The sequence below is a fragment of the Actinoplanes auranticolor genome (assembly GCF_018332655.1).
Lineage (GTDB): Bacteria > Actinomycetota > Actinomycetes > Mycobacteriales > Micromonosporaceae > Actinoplanes > Actinoplanes auranticolor.
This window is the reverse complement of the sequence record NZ_BOQL01000002.1, coordinates 1-17953: the sequence shown is the minus strand read 5'-3', so window position 1 is coordinate 17953 and position 17953 is coordinate 1. Positions and strand designations below refer to the sequence as shown.

16 protein-coding genes, 1 other RNA gene and 2 pseudogenes are annotated in these 17953 nt (G+C 70.4%); 13 read left to right on the top strand and 6 right to left on the bottom strand.

The window, feature by feature from the left end:
- Positions 1-11 precede the first annotated feature (11 nt).
- Positions 12-1145 (bottom strand): GNAT family N-acetyltransferase, encoded by a 1134-nt coding sequence (locus Aau02nite_RS00835; RefSeq protein WP_212986334.1) that lies wholly within the window; start codon positions 1143-1145, stop codon positions 12-14.
- Positions 1142-2134, bottom strand: a complete 993-nt coding sequence (locus Aau02nite_RS00830; protein ID WP_212986333.1) for a GNAT family N-acetyltransferase — start codon at positions 2132-2134, stop codon at positions 1142-1144. The genes Aau02nite_RS00835 and Aau02nite_RS00830 overlap by 4 nt, the downstream gene beginning before the upstream one ends.
- A gap of 185 nt (positions 2135-2319) precedes the next feature.
- Here Aau02nite_RS00830 and secA point away from each other — a divergent pair.
- Together secA and Aau02nite_RS48015 are read left to right on the top strand one after the other, a co-directional pair.
- Positions 2320-4840 (top strand): annotated as a pseudogene (gene secA / locus Aau02nite_RS00825) (preprotein translocase subunit SecA); the annotation flags it as partial.
- A gap of 71 nt (positions 4841-4911) precedes the next feature.
- A pseudogene (locus Aau02nite_RS48015) lies at positions 4912-5211 on the top strand (SEC-C metal-binding domain-containing protein); the annotation flags it as partial.
- 306 nt (positions 5212-5517) lie between these two features.
- On the opposite strand, the gene Aau02nite_RS00820 reads toward Aau02nite_RS48015, so the two are convergent.
- The 3 genes from Aau02nite_RS00820 to Aau02nite_RS00810 form a co-directional block, all read right to left on the bottom strand.
- On the bottom strand, positions 5518-6102 hold the full coding sequence (locus tag Aau02nite_RS00820; protein WP_246594803.1) for an Rv3235 family protein: 585 nt from the start codon (positions 6100-6102) through the stop codon (positions 5518-5520).
- 108 nt (positions 6103-6210) lie between these two features.
- Entirely contained in the window at positions 6211-6444 is a 234-nt protein-coding gene (locus Aau02nite_RS00815) for a helix-turn-helix transcriptional regulator (RefSeq protein ID WP_438841084.1), read from the bottom strand.
- Between the two features lie 66 nt (positions 6445-6510).
- Positions 6511-6981, bottom strand: a complete 471-nt coding sequence (locus Aau02nite_RS00810) for an Lrp/AsnC family transcriptional regulator (RefSeq protein WP_212986331.1) — start codon at positions 6979-6981, stop codon at positions 6511-6513.
- Positions 6982-7074: 93 nt separating this feature from the next.
- Between Aau02nite_RS00810 and Aau02nite_RS00805 the strand changes: the two genes are divergently transcribed.
- Together Aau02nite_RS00805 and Aau02nite_RS00800 are read left to right on the top strand one after the other, a co-directional pair.
- The gene (locus tag Aau02nite_RS00805; protein ID WP_212986330.1) at positions 7075-7494 is read left to right on the top strand and encodes a rhodanese-like domain-containing protein; all 420 of its coding nucleotides are present in this window, start codon (positions 7075-7077) and stop codon (positions 7492-7494) included.
- Between the two features lie 107 nt (positions 7495-7601).
- Positions 7602-8105, top strand: coding sequence for a DUF6912 family protein (locus tag Aau02nite_RS00800; RefSeq protein WP_438841086.1), 504 nt, complete (start codon positions 7602-7604; stop codon positions 8103-8105).
- A 4-nt stretch (positions 8106-8109) separates the two neighbouring features.
- Here Aau02nite_RS00800 and Aau02nite_RS00795 read toward each other — a convergent pair whose 3' ends face one another.
- Entirely contained in the window at positions 8110-9216 is a 1107-nt protein-coding gene (locus Aau02nite_RS00795) for a hypothetical protein (protein ID WP_212986329.1), read from the bottom strand.
- Positions 9217-9340: 124 nt separating this feature from the next.
- On the opposite strand from Aau02nite_RS00795, the gene pruA reads away from it, so the two are divergent.
- From pruA to ssrA, 9 genes are all read left to right on the top strand, one after another.
- Positions 9341-10969 (top strand): L-glutamate gamma-semialdehyde dehydrogenase, encoded by a 1629-nt coding sequence (gene pruA / locus Aau02nite_RS00790; protein WP_212986328.1) that lies wholly within the window; start codon positions 9341-9343, stop codon positions 10967-10969.
- A gap of 276 nt (positions 10970-11245) precedes the next feature.
- Positions 11246-11761, top strand: a complete 516-nt coding sequence (locus Aau02nite_RS00785; RefSeq protein WP_125809187.1) for a PadR family transcriptional regulator — start codon at positions 11246-11248, stop codon at positions 11759-11761.
- Between the two features lie 66 nt (positions 11762-11827).
- Entirely contained in the window at positions 11828-12940 is a 1113-nt protein-coding gene (gene prfB, locus Aau02nite_RS00780; protein ID WP_212986327.1) for a peptide chain release factor 2, read from the top strand.
- Positions 12941-13104: 164 nt separating this feature from the next.
- Entirely contained in the window at positions 13105-13785 is a 681-nt protein-coding gene (ftsE, locus tag Aau02nite_RS00775) for a cell division ATP-binding protein FtsE (RefSeq protein ID WP_023358989.1), read from the top strand.
- A gap of 61 nt (positions 13786-13846) precedes the next feature.
- A complete protein-coding gene (ftsX, locus tag Aau02nite_RS00770) occupies positions 13847-14722 on the top strand; it encodes a permease-like cell division protein FtsX (protein WP_212986326.1) in 876 nt (291 codons plus the stop codon).
- A 118-nt stretch (positions 14723-14840) separates the two neighbouring features.
- Positions 14841-16106: a M23 family metallopeptidase gene (locus tag Aau02nite_RS00765; RefSeq protein WP_246594802.1), complete on the top strand. Its 1266-nt coding sequence runs from the start codon at positions 14841-14843 to the stop codon at positions 16104-16106.
- 87 nt (positions 16107-16193) lie between these two features.
- Positions 16194-16670 carry an SsrA-binding protein SmpB gene (gene smpB, locus Aau02nite_RS00760; protein ID WP_212986325.1) on the top strand — a complete coding sequence of 159 codons (477 nt, stop codon included), beginning with the start codon at positions 16194-16196 and terminating at the stop codon, positions 16668-16670.
- Positions 16671-16715: 45 nt separating this feature from the next.
- Positions 16716-17378 (top strand): cellulose binding domain-containing protein, encoded by a 663-nt coding sequence (locus Aau02nite_RS00755; protein ID WP_212986324.1) that lies wholly within the window; start codon positions 16716-16718, stop codon positions 17376-17378.
- A 53-nt stretch (positions 17379-17431) separates the two neighbouring features.
- Positions 17432-17807, top strand: a transfer-messenger RNA (tmRNA) gene (gene ssrA, locus Aau02nite_RS00750).
- The last annotated feature ends 146 nt before the right edge of the window (positions 17808-17953 follow it).

The window sequence follows — 17953 nt, the reverse complement described above, 5'->3', positions numbered from 1 at the left end:
GATCCCGTGCGTCAGCCGTCGAGGCGCGCCACGTCCGCCAGCAGATCCTCCGCCAGCAGCGCGAACTGCACGTCGTCGCTGCGCCGGCCGGCCGTGCCCGGCAGCCGGGAGCGCAGGTACGCCTCCCGTTTGAAGCCCGCCTTCTCCAGCACCCGCTGCGAGGCCAGATTGGCCGGCAGGGCACCCGCGATCAGCCGGGCGACACCCGTCTCGGCGAAGGCCCACAACGACACCAGCTGCACCGCCCGGGTGGGGTAGCCGCGTCCCCGCCAGGCGGGCAGCATGCTGTACCCGAGCATCGCCTGCCCGGTGCTCGGCTCCTGGTAGTACAACCCGATCTCACCCGCGTCGCAGCCGGTGGCGGCGTCCACGATGACCATGTCCGCGCGCTCACCGGCGAGCCAGTGCGCGGCCGCCCAGGCGCACCGCCGGGTCACGTCCCGGTCGGTGGGCGGAACCGGCGGCACGCTGGTGGCCACGACGTCCGGCACGTTGTGCAGCTCGGCGTAGAAGCGGGCGTCGCCGGGAGCCAGCGGGCGCAGCGTCACCACGCCGTCGCTGAGCTCGTCACCCGGGAGATCGGGCAGCAGCCGGTCGGTCGGTCCGGGCTCGTCGCCGGCCAGCCGGGCGAAGGCGAGCAGGTCGTCGCGCCCGCCGTCGCGGTTGGGCAGCACCGCGCGGCGTACCCCCTCCGGCCGGAACCCGGCCGCGAGCGCGACCCGCTGGCTGGGCGCGTTCTCCCGGTGGGTGAGCAGTTCGATGCGGGCCATGCCGGTGTGGAACGCGTGCTCGGTCAGCGTCCGCACCGCCGCCGCCGCGACGCCCCGCCCGCGTGCCCACGGGCCGACCCAGTAGCCCACCTCGCACTGACCCCGGTGCGGGACGACCTTGTCCAGCCCGATCCCGCCCAGCAGCCGGTCGGTGACCGGGTCGGCGATGGCCCAGAGGCCCCCGCCGTCGGCGAACATGCCCGGCGCCACGTCGCTGACGTACTCCCGGGCCTGGGCGTGGGTGAAGGGGACCGGCAACGGTGGCATGAAGCGCTGCAGCACCGGATCGGCGTAGCCGGCCACCAGGTCGTCGACGTCGCGCAGGGCCAGGCCGCGCAGCCGGACGCCGGGTCCCGCCAGGGTTGCCACGATCATGCCGAGTCACCTTCCACCAGCGAGCCCACCCAGCAGTCGCGCCGTCCGCCGCCGGTCCGCAGGGCCTGCCGCAACACACCCTCGACCGTGAAGCCTGCCTTCTCCGCCACCCGGCGTGACGCATCGTTGCCGACCTCGGCGCGCCACTCGATCCGGCTCAGGCCCAGGCCGGCGAAGCCCCACCGGCAGATCTCGCGCACCGCGGCACCCGCGTGACCGCGCCCGCGGGAGCGCGGCGCGATCGCGAAACCGATCTCACCCACCCCGGCGTCGCCGGGCCGGATCCGCAGATCCACCGACCCGACGTACGCGTCCGCGGCGTCGGCGACGGCGAAGACCGCCTCGACACCCCGGGCCCACCGGCGGGGGACGTTGCGGTCCACGTGCGTGCGGGCGTCCTCGCGCGTGTACGGCTGCGGCACCCCGAACCAGCGCGCGGTCTCCGGGTCCGAGCGGCACTCGACGATGCCCGGGATGTCGCGACGGGCCGGCGGGCGCAGGGTGACCACTCCGGCGGGCAGCGTCGGGTGGGCCCCGGCGAACGTGCGGGCTGCCCGGCGTACCGGATCGGGGACGTCCGTGCCCGCGGCCGTGAGGTCGCCCGGGAGCAGGGCGGCCAGCCATTCGTCCGGTGCGCCCGGCCCGGCGCCGGGCTGCTCACCGATCATCGTGAAGCCGAGCCGCAGCGCCGTCAGCCGGGCGGGGTGGTTGCCGACCGTGGCCCGCCAGTCGACCCGGGCCAGGCCCAGGCCCGCCCCGAAGGCCCACCGCAGCAGGGCCCGGCCGGCGCGCTCGGCGACCCGGCGGCCGCGCGCCCGGGGCTCCGTCCAGTAGCCGAGGGCGGCCGTGCCGGCGGCGCGGTCGATCCCGGTGAGCGCCACGCTGCCGGCCAGCCCGTCGTCGTCGAACACGCCCAGGTGCAGTGCCGCGTCCTCGGTGAGCCGGGGGCGCAGGAGCAGTTCGTCGGTACGGATCCGGACCGTTTCCACGCCGACATCGTGCCCCGACACGCCCTGGCCCGCCAAAAGGTTGCAGCGGGCCGTCCTGATGCGCTGTCAGCGAACTTGTCGCCCTGTTTCGCCGTCTTTGTGAAGTTAACCGGAGGCTCGGGTCACGGTCACCCAGACAAGACGCCTACGATGGTTCGGCAGACCGTCTAGGGGAGCGTTGACCCGTGTCGATTTTGGAAAAATTCCTGCGCGCCGGCGAAGGCCGCATGGTGCGACGGCTCAAGTCGATCGCAAACGCGGTCAACTCGATCGAGGACGACTACACCGACCTCACCGATGACGAGTTGCGCGAGTGCACCGAGCAGTTCAAGGAGCGCGTCGCCGACGGCGAGTCGCTCGACTCGCTGCTGGTGGAGGCGTTCGCGGTGGCCCGTGAGGGTGCCCGGCGGGTGCTGGGGCAGCGTGCCTTCGACGTCCAGCTCATGGGCGGCGCCGCGCTGCACTTCGGCAACATCCCGGAGATGAAGACCGGTGAGGGCAAGACGCTGACCGGCGTCTTCCCGGCGTACCTCAACGCGCTGAGCGGCGAGGGCGTGCACATCATCACGGTCAACGACTACCTCGCCCAGCGCGACGCCGGGTGGGTCGGCCGGGTGCACGTCTTCCTCGGCCTGACCGTCGGCGTGATCCTGCCGAACAGGCCGGCCGCCGAGCACCGGGCCGCCTACGAGTGCGACATCACGTACGGCACCAACAACGAGTTCGGCTTCGACTACCTGCGCGACAACATGGCGTGGTCGGCGGCCGAGCTGGTCCAGCGGGGCCACAACTTCGCCATCGTCGACGAGGTGGACTCCATCCTCATCGACGAGGCCCGCACCCCGCTGATCATCTCCGGCCCCGGCGAGCACTCCGCCCGCTGGTACGGCGAGTTCGCCGCCCTGGTGGCCCGCCTGCAGAAGGGCAAGGACGGCGAGGGCGACTACGAGGTCGACGAGGCCAAGCGCACCGTCGCGGTCACCGAGCGCGGCGTCGCCCGGGTCGAGGACCGCCTCGGCATCGACAACCTGTACGAGTCGGTGAACACCCCGCTGGTCGGTTACCTCAACAACGCCATCAAGGCCAAGGAGCTGTACCGCAAGGACAAGGACTACATCGTCGACGAGAACGGCGAGGTCCTGATCGTCGACGAGTTCACCGGTCGCATCCTGCACGGCCGCCGCTACAACGAGGGCATGCACCAGGCCATCGAGGCCAAGGAGGGCGTCGAGGTCAAGCAGGAGAACCAGACCCTGGCGACCATCACGCTGCAGAACTATTTCCGGCTCTACAACAAGCTCGGCGGCATGACCGGTACGGCGCAGACCGAGGCCGGCGAGTTCAACCAGGTCTACAAGGTCGGCGTCGTGTCCATCCCGACGCACCGCCCGATGATCCGCATCGATCACCCGGACGTCATCTACAAGACCGAGAAGGCCAAGTTCAACGCGGTCATCGAGGACATCGCCGAGCGTCACGCGACCGGGCAGCCGGTGCTGGTCGGCACGGTCTCGGTGGAGAATTCCGAGATCCTCTCGACGCTGCTGCGCAAGCGCGGCATCCCGCACAGCGTGCTGAACGCCAAGTTCCACGCGCAGGAAGCCACGATCATCGCGCAGGCCGGCCGCAAGGGCGGCGTCACGGTGGCCACCAACATGGCCGGCCGCGGCACCGACATCCTGCTCGGCGGCAACCCCGAGTTCCTCGCCGCGAGCGAGCTGCGCCAGCGCGGCCTCGACCCGGTCGAGGACGCGGAGGAGTACGCCAAGGCCCTCGAAGAGGTGCTGCCGGCCTGGAAGGAAGCCTGCGAGGCCGAGGCCGCCGAGGTCACCGCGGCCGGCGGCCTGTACGTCCTGGGCACCGAGCGGCACGACTCGCGCCGCATCGACAACCAGCTCCGCGGCCGCTCCGGCCGTCAGGGCGACCCGGGCGAGTCCCGGTTCTACCTGTCGCTGCAGGACGACCTGATGAAGCGGTTCCGCGCGGGTGCGGTCGAGGCGGTCATGGACCGCTTCAACATCCCCGAGGACGTGCCCATCGAGTCGAAGATGGTCACCCGGCAGATCCGCAGCGCCCAGACCCAGATCGAGGGCCAGAACGCGGAGATCCGCAAGAACGTCCTCAAGTACGACGAGGTGCTGAACAAGCAGCGCATGGTCATCTACGCCGAGCGCAAGCGCGTGCTCGACGGCGAGGACATGCACGACCAGGCCCAGCACATGATCGACGACGTGATCGAGGACTATGTCCGCGCGGCCACGTCCGACGGCTACGCCGAGGACTGGGACCTCGACCAGCTCTGGGTCAGCCTCAAGCGCCTCTACCCGGTCAGCGTCACCATCGACGACCTGGTGGAGAACAGCGGTGGCGAGCGCAGCACCCTGGACCAGGAATACCTGATCGAGGAGCTGAAGAAGGACGCCCAGGCGGCGTACGCGGCCCGCGAGGAAGAGCTCGGCGAGGACGCGGTCCGCGAACTCGAGCGCCAGGTCCTGCTCGCGGTGATCGACCGCAAGTGGCGCGAGCACCTGTACGAGATGGACTACCTGCAGGAAGGCATCAGCCTGCGGGCGTACGCCCAGCGCGACCCGGTGGTCGAGTACCAGCGCGAGGGCTTCGACATGTTCAACCAGATGATGGAGGGCATCAAGGAGGAGGCCGTCGGCTTCCTCTTCAACCTGGAGGTCCAGGTCGAGGAAGCCCCCACCGTCACGGTCGACCCGAGCCAGGCGGTCGCTCTGCCGGGCACCTCGTCCGACGGCGAGGGCGACTCGCGGGTCGAGGTCCGGGCCAAGGGGCTGGGCGGCAACCGTCGCCCGCAGGCCCTGCAGTACACGGCGCCGACCATCGACGGCGAGGCCGGTGCCGGGGCTCCGCAGATCCAGCGCGAGCAGCAGGCTCCGGCTCTGGGGCTCGGTTCTCCCGTCGTCCCGGCCGGTCCGGCGCACGGCCCGGGTAACCGGTCGCGGACGTCCGGGCAGGCCGAGGCCAGCAACGGGCCTTCCCGGAACGCTCCTTGCTACTGCGGGTCCGGCAAGAAGTACAAGCGCTGCCACGGCGCTCCGGGTGCTGTCTGATCTCCGTTCTTCCTGATTCCGGCCTCGCGGGTGTTTTCCCGCGGGGCCGGTTTCTTCTGCTGGTTGCAGCGGGGCTGACGAATACCCAGTTGAGGGCTTCCGGGGCGGTGGGGAGGCCGTCCGTCACGAGGGCGGCGCCGGCGAGGATTTCGTCGTGGAATTCGGCCGGGGCCTGGCTGAGGTCTTCCCTTGAAGCGGGAGGCGCCGGGGGCTGGGCGATCCCCGCCCCCCAAGCCCCACCATGCAACCACCGGATGAAGCCCGAAACGCCCACCGCCGAAAGTGCTCGATAGGCGCCCCGGGAGCTCAGATGAAACGCAGAACGGTCGCCTGCCAGACGTCGTCATGAAGCTCCAGCCGCAGGGCCAAGGCATGAGTCCGGTCGCCCAGGACAAGGACGGCCGCTGCCTCCACGGCTCCCTCTCGCGGCTCGCACAGACGAAGGCGGACCACCGCGGCCGGGGCCGGGCGGCGCGGGCGGGGACCTCGGCCCGAGGTGCGGGCCTGGCGGGCCTCGGTCACCAGGCGCGCGCCCGCCAGCCCCTGGGCCACGACCGTCGCCGCCTCGCGGGGCTGGGACAGGCTGCGGAGGTGGGCCGCCGGGCGGTAGCCGTTCAGGACCTCGACGCAGGTGCTCACGAAACGGCGTACCGCCATTTTGGCCTCGGCGGACGCGCCGGTCACCACGGTGCGCCGGACCGGTGGCGGCGGCTCGGGTGGCTGCTGCGGGGGTCTGGCCGGGATCGTCCAGTCGAGGGCCAGCTGGTGCGGTGACGGCCAGGCGCGCGGATCTCGTTCGTCGTCGAACGGGGGCTCGTGGCGGGGCGCCGGACGCAGCCTGATCGCGGGTCTCGGACCTTGCCTTGTCACCTCGACCGTCGACATGGGCATCCGCCAATCCTTGCGTTTGCTTCCGTTTGCCTACGACGACGAGTGTGGCGGGGCGCGTCGAGGTACGTCAATGGCGGGCGTCAGCCCTGTGGACAACGGAGTGCGGAGTCAGTCGGCGTCGGTGTCGCGCTCACTGAGCGGGTTCTGCTCCACCCAGGAGGCCGTCTCCGCGTACTTCTGCTCGATGTACTGCTCGAGCTTGGCGCGTTCCACGCGCCACTGGCCGCGGCCACCGATCTTGATCGCGGGCAGTTCGCCCTTGCGGACCATGTGGTAGACCTGCGAGTCCGAGACGTTCAGCTCGGCCGCCACGTCGGAGAGCAGCATGAACCTGGACTCCACGCCTGATCTCCCCACGCCGGTCCGCCCGGCTCGCTGCCGATGTCGCTTCAGTTTGCCACCGTTTGCCTATGACGGTGGACTCTGATCCCCAGGCGCCAGGGCCCGGCCGGTCAACGGGCTGGAGTAGACCACGCTGGTGGTCACCGCGCCGAGACCCGAGATCCGGCCGGTGACCTCCTCCAGGTGGCGCATCGAGCGCGTCAGCACCTTCAGCACGAAGCAGTCCTCGCCCGTCACGTGGTGCGCCTCGATGATCTCCGGCGTGGTGTCCAGCAGCGCGTGGAACGGCCGGTAGTTCCCGGTGGGGTAGCGCAGCCGGACCATGGCCATCACCTGCAGCCCGACGCGTTCCGGGTCGACCACCGCGCGGTAGCCGGCGATCACCCCGGCCTCCTCCATCCGGCGGATCCGTTCGGCGACCGCGCTCGGCGACATCGCCACCACCCGGGCCAGATCCGCGTAGGAGGCCCGGCCGTCGCGCTGCAGCTCTTCGAGCAGGCGCCAATCGGTCCGGTCGATTGTGGGATCAACGGCCATGGCGGGAAACTACCGTTGAATCAAGTGCCGTGCCAAGCAGGGACCGTGGAGAGGCCCTGCTGGTGATGCGTTCGCAGAATTAGCGTCAGCGCCATGATCACTCCTACGCGAGCGGCCGAGATCTTCGCCGCACGGCTCGCCACCGAGACCGACGTCTCCGACGTCCAGGCCGCACTGAGCACCGGGGCACCCGGCTTCGTGCTCATCGACACCCGCTCGACCGCCTCCTGGGAGCAGGGCTACATCCCGGGCGCCCTGCACCTGCCCACCGCCGACATTCCCGAGCGCGCCGCTGAGCTGCTCGACCCGTCCGTCCCCGTCGTCACGTACTGCTGGGGTCCCGGATGCAACGGCGCCACGAAGGCCGCCCTCGCGTTCGCCCAGCTGGGGTACACGGTCCGGGAGATGATCGGCGGCGCCGAGTACTGGGTGCGGGAGGGGTTCGCTCTGCGTACCCCGGACGGTGAGGTCGCCCGGGCGGCCGACCCGCTGGTGTCGCCGTGCGGGTGCTGACCGGCCGCTGAAAACGCGGTACGGACACGACCGGTGGAAAGGCCCTTCCGGTAGCGTCCCCGGCGGTGTACTACGGGGACGGTCAATCGCAGGGGGGAACAGTGCCGATCACCGATCTGGTCCGGGTCTACGTGCCGGCCACCGTACCGATGCTCGCCGAGATGCGGGCGTCCGGGCAGCTCGGCGCGGGAGCGACGGTCGCGCACGCCGTGACCCCGGCGCTGCGCGAGTGGTACGCCGAGGGCGACGAGGAGGAGCTGGAGTACGTCGCCTTCACCCGCGCCGCGCAGGCCGCTCTGCAGCTGCTCCGGCACGACCCGAAGGCCCCGCGCCGGCGGGTGGTCGTCTCGGCCGACGTGGCCTCGACCGCGCTGGTCCGGGAGGACGTCGAGCTCGGCTCCAGCACCGTGCGCCTGCCGCAGGCGGTGTCCCTCAAGGAGGTCGCGTCGATCCACGTCGACGGTGAGAGCGCCGCCGAGGACGTCGGCGCCGCCGCCGACGTGGTCGAGGAGGCGCTGGCCGGCGATCCCGACGCCCAGTTCACCGTGGACGGGGCCGAGGACCACGAGCTCGAGTGGTACGCGGTCAGCGAGCTGGACGAGCTGCTCTGACGGCTCAGTCGTCGTGCCGCGACGGCACGGTCTGCGGCTCGTCGGCCCGGGCGGCCGGCTCACTCCCGGCCGGCTCGCTCTCGTCGGGATCGGCCGGTCGCTCGTCGCGGGCCGCCCGCTCGATCTCGTCCGGGTCGGCCTGCCGGGGTGCGGCAGCCGGTGACGCGGGGGCGAGCTCCGCGGCCGCGGTGGCGGGGCCGAGCGTCCGGCCCACCGCGATGATCGCCGCGAAGGCGCCCACGAAGAGCACGATCAGGCCGTTGTTGAGCCGCGAGCCGCTCAGCATCTGCTGGACCGTGAGCTCCAGTTCGCTGACCTTGCCGGCCAGCTCCAGCACCCGCGAGCCGGCGGTCCGGGTCAGCCCCTCGCCGATCACCAGCAGCAGGCCGGGGCCCGCGCCGGCCAGGGCGTACAGCGGCCAGGGCAGGTCCGGGCCGGCGGTGCGGCGCCGGGCCCGGCGCAGCACGCGGTACGCCACCAGGGCGCCGGCCACGCCGCTGAGCACCGACTGGACCAGGCCGAACCAGCCGGCGGCGCTGGTCCGTGAGGCCGCGGAGTCGCCGGAGCCGAGCGCCGGCAGCAGCATGTCCTGCAGGACGTTGAGCACGAAGCCCACGACGAAGACCGCGACCGCGCCCCAGCAGACCGCCGCGGTCACCCGCCGGTAGCGGAACCCGGCCAGGGCGCCGCCGATCGTGGCCGCGGCCGCCACGGTGCCGCCGACGACCGCGTACAGCCAGCCCTCGGTGTTGATCGTGATGATCGAGAGCGCGCCCAGCAGGCCGACCGCCAGGCCGGTCCCGGTCGCGATGATGAAGCGGACCGTGACGCCCGGGGTGCGGCCGCCGCGGGTCAGGAAGGCCAGGACGGCCAGGGCGACGGCGGCGCCGGTGACCAGGCTCGCCGAGACCGCGCCGGGCATCGCGTACGCGGTGGAGGTCACCTCCATCTCGGCGCTCGCGCGACCGGTGATGGTGGCCCGGGCCGACCAGAGCATCGTGGCCGTCCAGACGATCCCGACGGCGGCGAGCAGCACCCCGCGGGAGGGTGCCTCCTCCGCGCCGTCCTGAGCGCTCTGAGCCGCGTTGACCTCGCTGTCCGCCTCACTCATGCCCCTCAGCGTACGCGGGCCCCCAGCGGCCCGTGAGGGCACCGGAACGCCGTTGTCCGCGTGCGAGGATGGACCGCGACACACAATGTCGTGACCAGGAACCCACAAGGTTGAGGAGTACGTGATGGACGCCCTGCTTGCCGTGCCGGAGCCGCGGAACGAGCCGGTCCGCAGTTATGCCCCGGGCAGCCCGGAACGGGCCTCGTTGCAGACGCGGCTGGACGCGATGGCCGGCGAGCGCCTGGACCTCACGATGACGATCGACGGCAACCGCAAGCTCGGCGGCGGCGCCTCGATCGAGGTCGTCCAGCCGCACAAGCGCCACCACGTCCTCGGCGTCGCCGGCAATGCCACGCACGAGGACGCCGCCGCCGCGGTGGCCGCCGCCAAGCGGGCCGCGAAGGGCTGGCGGGCCCTGCCGTTCAGCGAGCGGGCCGCGGTCTTCCTGCGCGCCGCCGAGCTGCTGGCCGGCGGCTGGCGCGACACCCTCAACGCGGCGACGATCCTGGGCCAGTCGAAGTCGGTCCACCAGGCGGAGATCGACGCCGCCTGCGAGCTGATCGACTTCCTGCGCTTCAACGTCGCGTTCGGCGAGCGGATCCTCGGTGAGCAGCCGCAGTCCTCGCCCGGGGTGTGGAACCGCTTCGACCACCGCCCGCTCGAGGGCTTCGTCTACGCGATCACCCCGTTCAACTTCACCGCGATCGCCGGCAATCTGCCCTCGGCCCCCGCGCTGATGGGCAACACGGTGGTCTGGAAGCCGTCGCCCACCCAGCAGCTCTCGGCGCACTTCACCATGCGGCTGTTCGAGGCGGCCGGGCTGCCGCCCGGCGTGATCAACATGGTGACCGGCGACGGCCTGGCCGTCTCCGACGTGGTGCTGGCCGATCCCGACCTGGCCGGCATCCACTTCACCGGCTCGACGGCCACCTTCCGGCACCTGTGGCGCGAGGTGGGGTCGAACATCGACCGCTACCGGTCGTACCCGCGGCTGGTGGGGGAGACCGGCGGCAAGGACTTCGTCTTCGCGCACGCCAGCGCCGACGCGGACGCGCTGCACACCGCGCTGCTCCGGGGCGCGTACGAGTACCAGGGCCAGAAGTGCTCGGCCGCGTCCCGGGCCTACGTGCCGCGTTCCATCTGGGAGGGCGGCCTACGCGACCGGCTCGCGGCCTCCGTCTCCGCCATCCGGTACGGCGACGTCACCGACCTGTCCACCTTCGGCGGCGCGGTGATCGACGGCCGGGCCTTCGCCAAGCACGCCGCGGCGCTCGACCGGATCAAGAACAGCGCCTCCTGCACCGTGCTGGCCGGCGGCACGGCCGACGACAGCGAGGGCTGGTTCGTGGCACCGACCCTCGTGGAGTCCACCGACCCGGCGCACGAGGTCTTCACGACCGAGTACTTCGGTCCCATCCTCGGCGTGCACGTCTACGAGGACGACGCCTTCGCCGAGACCGTGGCCCAGGCGGAGTCCGTCTCGCCGTACGCGCTCACCGGCTCCATCTTCGCCACCGATCGCTCGGTCGTGGACTGGGCGGCCACCGCCCTGCGCGACGCGGCGGGCAACTTCTACATCAATGACAAGCCGACCGGTGCGGTGGTCGGGCAGCAGCCCTTCGGCGGCGCGCGCGGCAGTGGCACCAACGACAAGGCCGGCTCGGTGCTGAACCTGCACCGGTGGGTGTCGCCCCGGACCATCAAGGAGACCTTCGAGGCTCCGACGTCCTGGCAGTACCCCCATATGGGTTGATCGTCCTCGTTTGCGGGCCGCTGCGTGTTCTTCACGTGGCGGCCCGCCGTTTTTCCGGGGCCGGGCGAGGACTTTGCCGGGTTGGCGACCTAGAGCGCCGTCTGACCGTTTTCGTGAACCATTTTACCTCGTGAGAGTCGTCCTCAACGGCAAAACGCCGGGTCCCGACCCTCGTGGTCGGACTGTCTGTGCGGGACAGTCGCTTGTGGAGACGCAAATTGGACGGATCGGGCGAAATCCTGGACGCCGGGACGACAAAGTGGCAGCTTAGAAGGCATGCCCGACTCTCAAATCAATCCCACGGCTGCCGCCCTTCTGGGCCTGCTCCACGAGGGCCCGATGACCGGTGGACAGCTCATGGCGGCTGCCGAACGCCGCCTCGGGCCGTACTGGTCGATGACGCGGAGCCAGGTCTACCGCGAATTGCCCGTGCTGGCCGAGATGGGCTTCGTCCGCCTCGGCAAGCCGGGACCCCGGTCCAGCCAGCCCTACGCCATCACCGCCAGCGGCAAGCGCGCGTTCAGCCGCTGGCTCGCCGAGTCGCCCGGTCGCGACGCGATCCGTAACCCGGTCGCGCTGCGGGTCGCCTTCGGCCAGCAGCACTCCGGCAACCAGCTCAAGACGCTCTACACCGGGGCCAACGAGTACCACTCGGAGGCCCTGGCCATGGCGCGCGAGCAGGCCAAGGAGGCCAAGAAGGCCGGCGACGCGTACGGCGCGGCCGCCCTGGAGTTCGCGGTCGCGTACCACAAGGCGGCCCTGAGCTGGCTGAAGGTCGCCCCGGCGGAGTAACACCCATATCAGGAAACAACGGCCGCCCGGCCGGTTGACCGGCCGGGCGGCGTATTCTCGACAGTCGTGAGTGCAGCCGACTTTCCCGAACAGCTCAAAGCCCTCGACGCCACCCTGCGCAACATCGAGAACGTCCTCGACGTGGACAAGTTGCGCCGAGACAAGGCGGAGCTCGAGGAGCAGGCCTCCGCCCCCGACCTGTGGGACGACCAGGCGCGCGCCCAGGAGGTCAACTCCCGGCTGTCGTACCTCAGCGGCGAGATCTCCCGGCTGGAACGGCTCCGCCTGCGCATCGACGACGCCGAGCTGCTGCTCGAGATGGCCCGGGAGGCCGGCGACGAGGACTCCGTCGCCGAGGTCGGCCAGGAGCTCGTCTCCCTGAGCAAGGCCGTCGAGGAGATGGAGGTCCGCACCCTGCTCTCCGGTGAGTACGACTCCCGCGAGGCCGTCGTGGCCATCCGCGCGGGCGCCGGTGGCGTGGACGCCGCCGACTTCGCCGAGATGCTGATGCGGATGTATCTGCGCTGGGCCGAGCGGCACGGCTACCCGACCGAGGTCTACGAGACCTCGTACGCGGAGGAGGCCGGCCTCAAGTCCGCCACCTTCGCCGTCAAGGTGCCGTACGCCTACGGCACGCTCAGCGTGGAGTCCGGCACCCACCGGCTGGTGCGGATCAGCCCGTTCGACAACCAGGGACGGCGGCAGACCAGCTTCGCCGGCGTGGAAGTCATGCCGGTGGTCGCGCAGACCGACCATATCGACATTCCGGACAACGAGTTGCGGACGGACGTCTACCGTTCGTCTGGTCCTGGTGGACAGAGCGTTAACACCACCGACTCGGCGGTGCGCCTCACGCACATTCCGACGGGCATCGTGGTGACGTGTCAGAACGAGAAATCACAGCTGCAGAACAAGGCCTCCGCGATGCGGGTGCTCCAGGCGCGACTGCTCGAACGCAAGCGCCAGGAGGAGGAGGCGAAGATGGCCGGCCTCAAGCAGGACACCACCGGATCGTGGGGCGACCAGATGCGCAGCTACGTCCTGCACCCGTACCAGATGGTCAAGGATCTGCGCACTGAGCAGGAGACGGGCAACCCGAGCTCGGTCTTCGACGGCGACCTCGACGAGTTCATCGAGGCCGGCATCCGGTGGCGCAAGCAGACCCAGATCAAGGCCTGAGCGGGCGCCGACACGCCGCCTGACCGTTCGTTCAGGCGGCGTTCTCCGCCTCGGTGATCCGGGGTGCCCGCGCGGGGGAGGGTCGCCTCGTCGGCTCTGAATGTGCCAAAATCCAGCCCCCGCCGGACTTGGCAGTTCCGTTACACCGCGTAGACTCTCGACCCGTGATTCAGCTCGAGAACGTGACGAAGACGTATCCGAAGGCGTCTCGGCCGTCGTTGGACGATGTCAGCGTCGGTATCGAGAAGGGTGAGTTCGTCTTCTTCATCGGCCCCTCCGGTTCCGGCAAGTCGACGATCATCAAGCTCCTGCTGCACGAGGTGGCCCCCTCGCGCGGCAAGGTCGTGGTGAACGCGAAGGATGTCACCACCATGCGGTCGTGGAAGATCCCGCACTTCCGGCGCTCCATCGGATGTGTGTTCCAGGACTTCCGCCTGCTGCCCAACCGCACCGCGTACGAGAACGTGGCGTTCGCCCTCGAGGTGATCGGCAAGACCAAGGCCGTCGCCCGCCGGGTGGTGCCCGAGGTTCTCGAACTCGTCGGCCTGGGCGGCAAGGAGCACCGCTACCCCCACGAGCTCTCGGGTGGTGAGCAGCAGCGCGTCGCCGTGGCCCGGGCGTTCGTCAACCGGCCACTGATCCTGCTGGCCGACGAGCCGACGGGAAACCTCGACCCCGACACCTCCATCGAGATCATGCGGCTGCTGGACCGGATCAACCGGACCGGTACGACGGTCGTGATGGTCACCCACGACTCCAACATCGTCAACCAGATGCGCCGCCGGGTCATCGAGATCGAGAGCGGACGGATCGTCCGCGACCAGGCCCGAGGCGTGTACGGCTGACAGCCGGGCCCCGCCCACCCTGCAACTGAAGTAAGCCGCGGAGTCCCGGAAGGAACCCCCGATGCGTTTCAAGTACGTCCTCAACGAGGTGCTGGTCGGCCTGTGGCGCAACGTCACGATGACCATCGCCATGATCATCACGATGTCGGTCTCACTGACGATGCTGGGCGCCAGCGTGCTCATGTACATGCAGGTCGACCAGATGAAGAACTACTACTACGGTGAGATCGAGGTCTCGATCTTCCTGCGTGAGGACGTCACCGCCGCCCAGCGCGCCTCGATCGAGCAGGTGCTCAGCACCAACCCGCTCGTCGCCGAGAAGACGTACGAGTCGCGCGAGCAGGCGTACGAGAAGTTCCAGGTGCTCTGGCGGGACTCGCCCGACTTCGTCAAGTCGGTCACCCCGGACAGCCTGCCGGAGTCCTGGCGGGTCAAGCTCAAGAACCCGGAGCAGTACGCCGAGTTCAACGCGCAGATCGAGGGCACCCCGGGCATCCAGGACATCGTCGACCAGCGGGAACTGCTGGACAAGGTGTTCAAGATCTTCAACGCGATCCAGGTGATGGCGCTGGTGGTCGCCGGCTTCATGGCCCTGGCGGCGCTGTTGCTGGTGGGTAACACCATCCAGGTGGCGGCGTACAGCAAGCGCCGTGAGGTCGCGGTCATGAAGCTGGTGGGCGCGTCCAACTGGTTCATCCAGGCCCCGTTCGTGCTCGAGGCGGTGGTAGCCGGCCTGATCGGCGCGATCCTGGGCTTCGTGTTCATCTTCGTCGGCAAGGTCGTCCTGCTGGACGGCCGATTGCAGGCCCTGACGAACGTGCTGACCCCGATCCCGGACGGGAACGTGTGGCTGATGTTGCCGCTGCTGGCCGGGGTGGGCGCCGGCGTCAGCGCGATCACGGCCTGGATCACTCTGCGGTTCTACCTGAAGGTCTGACCCGATCCGTCCGATCGCCGTGCACCCCGTCAGGGGTGCGCGGCGATTGTGGTTTTTCGAGTGATTAGCCGCCCGAACCGGCAAATTGTCACTATTGGTCAGAGTACGGTGACTCTTCGTGGACTCCAGTCACTCGCGACCCAACCGGTTCAGGGCCCTGCTGGCTGCCGGCCTGAGCGTGGTCTGCGCCGCCGCGGTGGCGCTCGCCGCTCCCACGGCCGCTGCCGCGGAGCCCGGGGACGACGCCAAGCGCGCGAGCCGCGCCGTGGACCGTGCCGAGGCGATCCTCGAACACGCCACCGTGACCGCCCGCAACGCCGCCCGCCGTCTGGCCGCCGCCACCGCCGCGCTGCCCGAGGCCCAGAAGAAGGTCGCCACCAGTCGCGGCGTCGTCGCGGCGGCCTCGGTCCAGGCGGCGACCGCCCGGCGGAAGGCCGACACCGCCCGCGCCTCCTACAACGCCGTCGCGAGCCGCTTCGAGCAGGCCCAGAAACGGGTCGTGACGGCGCGCGACCGGGTCGACGAGATCGCCGCCGCGTCCTACATGGGCGGCAACTTCGCCACCATCAACCTGCTCGTCGGCGCGCGCGGGCCGCAGGACGCCATGGATCGCCTCGGCCTGGTCGACCAGGTCATGCAGAAGCAGCAGGAGAGCGTCGGCGAGCTGGTCGGGGCGCGGCGGGCCGCGCGGATCGAACAGGACCGGGCCGGGCTCGCCAAGCGGGTCGCCGAGGACGCCGAGCGGGAGGCCGCCGACAAGCTGGCCGCCGCCAAGCAGGCCCGGGTCGCCGCCCAGCAGGCCCGCTCCGCGGTCGTCAAGCTCGCGCAGAGCCGCCGCTCGGCACTGGTCGTCGCGCGCTCCCAGCGGGCCGCCGTCCTGGCCAAGTACGAGGCGGCCAAGGCCGAGGAGGCCAGGATCCAGGGCGCGCTGCGCGACTGGGACGACAAGAACGGCGGCGGCGGGGACTACGTCGGCGGCAATCTGCTGATGCCCGTACGCGGCTGGAAGTCCAGCGACTACGGCAACCGCTACGACCCGTACTACCGGGTCTGGCAACTGCACGCGGGCACCGACTTCGCCGCCGGCGGCGGCACCCCGATCCATGCGGCGGCGGGCGGCCGGGTCGTGCAGGCCGGCTGGGCGGGCGGGTACGGCAACTACACCTGCATCAACCACGGCAAACGCGGCGGCCGCGGCTTCTCCACCTGTTACGGCCACCAGTCCAAGATCCTGGTCCGCGACGGCGAGTACGTCCGCCGCGGCGAGGTGATCGGCCGGGTCGGCACCACGGGCGCCTCCACCGGGTACCACCTGCACTTCGAGACGCGCTTCGGCGGCGTACCGAAGAACCCGGTGGACTATTTACCCGGATGCCTCTGCTGAGGGTCCGCGCGTACCATTGAGGGTCCGGCCGGTCGGCCGGGCCTTTTCTTTGTCTTCCGTCTGCTGCGACCCGCAAGGAGCACACCGATGCCACGCGAACAGGGGCGCAAGGTCGTGGCCTCGAACCGCAAGGCTCGGCACGACTACGCCATCCTCGACACCTACGAGGCCGGCATGGTGCTGACCGGCACCGAGGTCAAGTCGCTGCGGGCCGGCCGGTCCTCGCTGGTCGACGCGTTCGGCCACGAGAACAACGGCGAGATCTTCCTGCACGGCATGCACATCCCGGAGTACACCCAGGGCACCTGGACCAACCACGAGCCCCGGCGGGTCCGCAAGCTGCTGCTCAAGCGCGACGAGATCCACAAGATGATGGGCAAGCTCCGCGAGGACGGCCTCACCCTGGTGCCGCTGTCGGTCTACTTCCAGAACGGGTACGCCAAGGTCGAGCTCGGCCTGGCCAAGGGCAAGAAGGCGTACGACAAGCGCCAGGACCTCGCCGCCCGGGATGCCCAGAAAGAGATCAACAAGGCGCTGGGCCGCCGTAGCAAAGGCATGGCCTGACCGGTAATGTCGCCGCGGCCCACCCGTCGCGCGAAGGGACCGCAGTTGCCCGGCAAGCACAACACCGTCATCCCCCTGCGCCGTTACACCTTCATCGCGGGGGCGGCGACGCTCCTGGTCGTCCTGGTCTCCTGGGTGGCGGTCCGAGCCGTAGGGCCGGCTCATTCGGACAGCCGCGTCCCGCTGATGGTCCAGCCGACGATGCCCCTGGGTGGTCCCGGGGCGTCGGTCCCGCCGTCGTCCGTGGTGCCCACGTCCGCGGTGCCCACCTCGGCCTCGGCCTCGGTTTCGCCCAGCCCGGTCTCGCGCTCCCCGCGCGCCTCCCGCTCGCCGAGCAAGAAGGCGACGACCAGGCCGGCACCGCGCCGGACGACCTCACCGCCGGCGCCGGCGGCGTCGTTCACCGCGGCGTACCGCGCGGGCGGCAACTGGGAGCGGGGCTTCGTCGCCGGCGTCGAGATCACCAACAAGAGCGGCCCGGCCCGCACCTGGACGGTCAGGCTCGCCTTCGACCCCGACGCCGGTGTCCGCATCGGCAACACCTGGAACGCCCGCGTCACCCGCGAGGGCGACACCTTCGTCTTCACCGGCGGCCCGCTCGCGCCGGCCGCCACGGCGATGCTCGGCTTCGAGGCGTCGAAGCAGGTCAGAGGCCGGATCCAGCCGACATCCTGCACCGTCGACGGCGCGCCGTGCCGGCTGAGCTGATACCGGAATGAAGTCCGGGGCCGGACGCGTTAGAGTTGGCGGGTACACAACTGGGGGGTGACTGGTTTCGACTTCGTACGTGGAGACAGGGGAAGCGAGCCGAGGAAGCCGACGTCGTCTCGAGAATCGGTCGTCGGAAACCAATAAGCGCCGATTCCAATCGCGCTGAGTTCGCTCTCGCCGCCTGAGGCGAGTAGCGACTCTGTCGGGCTGAGAACACCTTCGTCTCAGACTTCCGGCATCAGCTAGAAGGTTGGCCAACCGGTCCCGGTCGCGGGGACCGCACGGCGAGATTAATCAGCGACTGGGCCCGTCACGGCATCTTGCTCACGTGAAAGCCGGGGCCGAGTAGAGGCATAGTGAGCTGCGCTCGGAGAAGCCCTGACGAAACAACGAAGGACCCGGGTTCGATTCCCGGCACCTCCACGGCTGACGGCCCCTTGTTCGCGGAAAGCGCGAACCGGGGGCCGTTTCGTATGTCTGCTCCGGGGGCCGAGCCCCCGGACGCCCCGCGGTGCGGTGGTTGCGCTTGGTGGGTCGGCTCCGGGTCGGGGCGGGTCGTTTCGCTTGGCGGC